Source organism: Pseudomonas syringae pv. cilantro (assembly GCF_001293775.1).
In the GTDB taxonomy this organism is placed as follows: domain Bacteria; phylum Pseudomonadota; class Gammaproteobacteria; order Pseudomonadales; family Pseudomonadaceae; genus Aquipseudomonas; species Aquipseudomonas syringae_P.
This window is the reverse complement of record NZ_LGLN01000057.1, coordinates 6,046-10,708: the sequence shown is the minus strand read 5'-3', so window position 1 is coordinate 10,708 and position 4,663 is coordinate 6,046. Positions and strand designations below refer to the sequence as shown.

General features: G+C 43.9%; 7 protein-coding genes. 3 read left to right on the top strand and 4 right to left on the bottom strand.

Going from position 1 to position 4,663, the window contains the following annotated elements; all coding sequences use genetic code 11:
* Nucleotides 1–110: 110 nt before the first annotated feature.
* Nucleotides 111–326: a hypothetical protein gene (locus tag ABJ99_RS14500; protein WP_004666691.1), complete on the bottom strand. Its 216-nt coding sequence runs from the start codon at nt 324–326 to the stop codon at nt 111–113.
* 65 nt (nt 327–391) lie between these two features.
* The gene (locus ABJ99_RS14495; RefSeq protein WP_004666692.1) at nt 392–919 is read right to left on the bottom strand and encodes a transcription termination/antitermination NusG family protein; all 528 of its coding nucleotides are present in this window, start codon (nt 917–919) and stop codon (nt 392–394) included.
* Nucleotides 920–1,182: 263 nt separating this feature from the next.
* Between ABJ99_RS14495 and ABJ99_RS14490 the strand changes: the two genes are divergently transcribed.
* From ABJ99_RS14490 to ABJ99_RS27190, 3 genes are all read left to right on the top strand, one after another.
* The gene (locus ABJ99_RS14490; RefSeq protein ID WP_004666693.1) at nt 1,183–1,533 is read left to right on the top strand and encodes a helix-turn-helix domain-containing protein; all 351 of its coding nucleotides are present in this window, start codon (nt 1,183–1,185) and stop codon (nt 1,531–1,533) included.
* Between the two features lie 87 nt (nt 1,534–1,620).
* Nucleotides 1,621–2,091 (top strand): DUF6392 family protein, encoded by a 471-nt coding sequence (locus ABJ99_RS14485; protein ID WP_054086391.1) that lies wholly within the window; start codon nt 1,621–1,623, stop codon nt 2,089–2,091.
* 558 nt (nt 2,092–2,649) lie between these two features.
* A complete protein-coding gene (locus ABJ99_RS27190) occupies nt 2,650–3,030 on the top strand; it encodes a hypothetical protein (protein ID WP_015060680.1) in 381 nt (126 codons plus the stop codon).
* A 317-nt stretch (nt 3,031–3,347) separates the two neighbouring features.
* Here ABJ99_RS27190 and ABJ99_RS14480 read toward each other — a convergent pair whose 3' ends face one another.
* Both ABJ99_RS14480 and ABJ99_RS14475 read right to left on the bottom strand, forming a co-directional pair.
* On the bottom strand, nt 3,348–3,659 hold the full coding sequence (locus tag ABJ99_RS14480; protein ID WP_004666658.1) for a hypothetical protein: 312 nt from the start codon (nt 3,657–3,659) through the stop codon (nt 3,348–3,350).
* A 48-nt stretch (nt 3,660–3,707) separates the two neighbouring features.
* Nucleotides 3,708–4,361 carry a division plane positioning ATPase MipZ gene (locus ABJ99_RS14475; RefSeq protein WP_004666657.1) on the bottom strand — a complete coding sequence of 218 codons (654 nt, stop codon included), beginning with the start codon at nt 4,359–4,361 and terminating at the stop codon, nt 3,708–3,710.
* Nucleotides 4,362–4,663 lie beyond the last annotated feature (302 nt).

Below are 4,663 nucleotides of genomic sequence, written 5' to 3'. Positions count from 1 at the left end.
TGACGATGGGGGTAAGCGTGGCTGGGTGTATCGAGGGAGCACATTGCATAGCCAGGGCCAGGAAGGCACTGGTGGTGAGCATTTAAACCTCCATAAGGTTTGCTGTTACATTAGGAAGATTGAATTTCTTTTAATAACTTCTCCATAGCGACCTCAAGATAGTTATCGACTACATATTGGGCCATCTGAGAAGCTGTAATTTGCCTCTTACCCCTATAGCTCACGTCAATGGCCGATTCAGAAAGGGTAGTGAAGCGCTCAGCACCAATATAAATTACACGAACCTCCGCTTTAGAACCAATCTTCCCACGGTCTTTCATGGACATATACTCTCCAAATATCAAAACACCACAATAAGCTTGCAGTGTTGAATTCAAATTTTCAGTTATTTCTAACTAATTAGTTCATTTACGAACGGACGGTCTATTACTGACACAACACGGGAATCGTCTCGATTCAAAATCCTACTCTCTTCCTGCAACAACTTGAAAAGCGCAGCTTGCCTGTCAAGACTAGATTTTATTAGAGTGATGGATTCAAGCTGAACCAGCAATTCTGGATGAACGCCGCGGCACTCAATCTGTGTAACTTTTTTATCTACCCTGACTAAAAGAGAGCTTTTTATAGCTTCGATCAAGCAGTCTGATACGGTAGCAAGAACACCACCAAAGCTCACAAACTCTTTAACTCCTGAAACCTGCAAAACGATGGACGTGTGTAAAACCTCAGGGTTCAACTTTACAAACAAATAACCGGGAAACAACTGCGTTTCTGAGGTTCGGACCCCATTGCAGTCTAACCGTTTAGTAATTTTTAGATTAGCAGGGGAATACACATCTTCTGCGCCTAGAGCGCGAATGCGAAAAATGATTCCCTGAACTGCTTTTGGATTGTGGTTGATAAGATACCAATTTGACATCCTTTTACTCCTGCTCTGGGCACGCTCCGCCACAAACGCGCCGTCTGTTCTTTTTCTTGAGGCCTGATTCTAAATCTTGGCCGCCCCCGTTGATCCATATCCGAGGACTGATTATACATACAGTATTTAAAATTGCCACAACACATAGCTACGTCGCTATTTTAGCGTCCGACAACTCCTATAACAAGTCATTTTTGTAGAAAATACAAAAATAGTCTTTAAAAATAAAATAAAGTGTTGAAAATAAACGGATTTTGGGCACCATGATGAGCTCAATCCGCAAAATAATCGGATCTCGCATAAAGGCACACCGCAAGAGTAGAGGCCTTACTCAATCAGCGTTGGCAGAAGCCATTGAGTGCGAGGTTGCCTCTATCGGTCGATACGAACGCGCAGAAACAGCCCCTGATGGCGAGCAGCTTATCAAGATGGCTGAATTCTTTGAGATTTCCCCTATGGACCTCCTACCCGTCAAAATCGATGTAAAGCTCCAGGCTGTGCTTGATTTACGCTCGGAATTGATAGACCTCGTTCGCACGATCAATGATCCTAGCCAGCTAGAGCGGCTGATTGGCGTTGCCAAAGAATCGACCCAACCCGAACGTGGGCGGTGATAGGCAACGTCTCGGATTTTCTGGTAAAAAGGGCTTTTGGGGCTGGAGTAACCCGCTTTATGCAGACATCAATTGATAGATATAAACATGCAAAATAATAATATTATATCCTTAATAAAAAACATGGGCATGTCACACAAAGCCCTTATGCAGGAAGGTTTAATTACTGATACTAAACTGTCTCATCTGTACGAAAGCGAAGAAACACTCGAACTGGAAATAGCTCCAGGTGTCGAACTGGTCTTCTGGGAAGAAACCCTTTGTCTTGAAATGATTACTTTTTCATTTGCTAGAGCTCTCAATAAAGCTGATCCTGAATTCATGGGAATTTTGCCATATCCCTTAGATAGGATAAGAAATAAAAGAGATGCTCGCTTACTGCTTGGAGCGCCAATGTTTACCAAGTCGCAAATGGATCTATTTCCAACAGAGCTGTACGGGTGGGATGTATATCAGCTCGATTCATCCTTGCACCCAGAGGCGATTCTGGACATTCAATACAACGAAGATATGTTGGTCAGCAATATATTAATTTCTTTAGTTGATAAAAATATCTAGAGCTTTCAATTTTTCCCAGCGGTCGCAGCTAGTGTACTATTTTCGAAAAAACCATCTACTGAATAACGGAAAATTCAAATTTACCAATAACTTAGGTTGCAGGTCATGGGTAAATTATTTCGCAAACAGTACACTAGTGTACTGTTTTCGAAAAAATCAGCCACCAACTAACAGAAAATTCAAATCTTATCAATAGCTTAGGGACCCTCTGAAAAAGCCCTTTTTTTGGAGAGAAACCGGGCTGGAGCGCCTGTATTTACTGGCTTCTATTTTTGAAGAAGAGGCTTTTTCAGACCTTCCTTAGCTTGCAGGTAATGGGTAACTTATTTCACAAACAGTACACTAGGTAGGGACTAGCCCTCCCCTGCCAGCACGTAGGGCTACGATCCACCTACATATTAGTAAATCCCATATCAGCGACCACGCTTATGACTATTTTTTGCACGTTTCATACTTCACAAGGCAGTTGCAGATAAAAGCGTTTTGTTGCACCCTTAGCGATGCGTGAGCAAAAGTTAAATAGACGCGACAACGTTTGACTAATTCAGGAATATGGACATGAGAAAAGCAATTTTAGTAGCCGCAGCAGCACTTTCCCTGTCAGGGCTGGGAGGATGCGCTAACGGTCGTTCCCCGCTGGATTATGAGACTGGTACATATGTATCTCCTGAAAAAGTTCAGCAGCTCAAAGCGACTCATGCTAACCAAGACCAGGTCGTTAGAGAGATAGGTTACCCCAGCTCAAAGAGCGAATTGAGCGGAAAAGAGATATGGCGCTACGACTATAATCACATCCCAGCAGTCCCCTTTGTAGGAAAAAATACAGCTGAAGCAACAGTTTTTGAGTGGTCAAAAAAGGGAACGATGATTGATGCTTATAAAACCAACGGCGGCAATGGCTCATCAAGTAATCCACTACTGAATGCTGCTGGAATGTAACGTTACGGATCGCGCTGAAATGAAATTTTCAAGCGGGCTTAAATTTACGATGCTGCCGTAACGTTCGAGTTACGGCAGTTCTAATTTCATTACTCAAGGCGATTAAGCCACTTCATTAGGGCCTCTGCCACGCATGGAGGGGCCATGTGACCAGCAAACTCTCGCAGCAAGTGCAGATATTTAGGGTCTGAAAGCTGGCTTAGGTGTAGGTTACGGACTGTGTTATAATCTCTTTCGGACATAATCTTCCCTCCAAGGAGTTTTTGTTCGCGCCGGGGATGGTTACCGCCATACCCCGGCATCTTTTTGAGCTGACTTTAATTTCTCTGCCTCCCTGACGACATTTTCATAGAATCCAACAACCACTTGTTCTTCTCGTTTTCTTCAAGAAAACTGTACGCCATGACTGCCGCTTTCAGAATTGTCGTTTTGTTCTGACCGGTTCGTCCCGCTTCCTCTTCAAGAGCATCAATCACTGTTTGAGGCAAGCGAAAGGTTGCCGGTATCGGCCTTCCTGAGTCTGGACGGCGATCCCCTGACGCGATGAAACGAGCAGTACTTGCTTGGGGATCTGAAATTTCAGACCCATCAACGATAGGTATCTGGAAAGTCGGTTTTTTAAGCTTCATAAGGAAATCTCCGCATACAGCGTACATACACTGTATTTCAAAAATGTATTACAGTAACCCTATCTCTTGTGCCACTAGCTCAAGCTGCGCTTTGGCTTTTGGCAAGCTGCTAGCACGTTCTACCTCGTGCACACCTGCGCCGACATTTACGGCATTCTCGTAAATATCCAGCTCAGACAGTCGAGCTTTCAACGGCTGTATCCACACGCTGTCACTACGCAGTTCCTCATCTAAAGCGATGGCATCCGGGACCTTGTTTGGCTTGATGCGCGTCATCAAAACGTGGGCTTTCAGAGCCGCATTTCCATGCTTGTACTGCGCTGTGCGTACAGTCTCAGTGAGATTAGTCAGAGTGCCTTTTTCAAACATTGATGACGGTTTAATCAATGTGATTAGGGTGTCGACTACCGTTAACGCACTACGAAATTCAGCGCTGTCATGCCCTGGGCAATCGACAAGCAGGACGTCGCACATAGGCTTAAGCCGTAAAATCTCACTGCTCACATCCCTGTACGCTTCATGAACGGGGATGATGGAAAGACCTGCTGTACTACGGATTTCTGCCCAGGTCATTAAGTCAGGGTTTTGATCTGTTTTAAGAATGATTACGCTTTTTCCCTTGCTGGACATCATTACGGCCATATTGGCCGCTGTAGTGCTTTTGCCTACACCGCCTTTGTCAGACGCAAATAGAATGACCATGGATCTACCTCATGCATTGTATGTACCCTGTATTTCATAGTATGTACACGAGAACACAAATTTGTCAATACACTGTATTTCATAAGAAATACAATGTATGTCATTTAATGATTTACAAGGTATGTACATGGTAAACAAAATTTGTATTTCACTTGTATTGCATTTGTATGGTAATAATCCTGATACGTTGAAGGCTTTTAGGAGGGGGTCAGGACACAACCTAAACTCTGCCACTGCCGCTCGGTATGGTTCAAAAAGGTGGTTCTTTCCAGCATGGCTCTTTAGGGTTGCGTTTAGGTAAA

Excerpts from the sequence above, each read along its gene's own strand:
- ABJ99_RS14475 (WP_004666657.1), bottom strand. The coding sequence starts at position 4,361 with ATGGTCATTCTATTTGCGTCTGACAAAGGCGGTGTAGGCAAAAGCACT.
- ABJ99_RS14490 (WP_004666693.1), top strand. The coding sequence starts at position 1,183 with ATGATGAGCTCAATCCGCAAAATAATCGGATCTCGCATAAAGGCACAC.
- ABJ99_RS14495 (WP_004666692.1), bottom strand. The coding sequence starts at position 919 with ATGTCAAATTGGTATCTTATCAACCACAATCCAAAAGCAGTTCAGGGA.
- ABJ99_RS14480 (WP_004666658.1), bottom strand. The coding sequence starts at position 3,659 with ATGAAGCTTAAAAAACCGACTTTCCAGATACCTATCGTTGATGGGTCT.
- ABJ99_RS27190 (WP_015060680.1), top strand. The coding sequence starts at position 2,650 with ATGAGAAAAGCAATTTTAGTAGCCGCAGCAGCACTTTCCCTGTCAGGG.
- ABJ99_RS14485 (WP_054086391.1), top strand. The coding sequence starts at position 1,621 with ATGCAAAATAATAATATTATATCCTTAATAAAAAACATGGGCATGTCA.
- ABJ99_RS14500 (WP_004666691.1), bottom strand. The coding sequence starts at position 326 with ATGTCCATGAAAGACCGTGGGAAGATTGGTTCTAAAGCGGAGGTTCGT.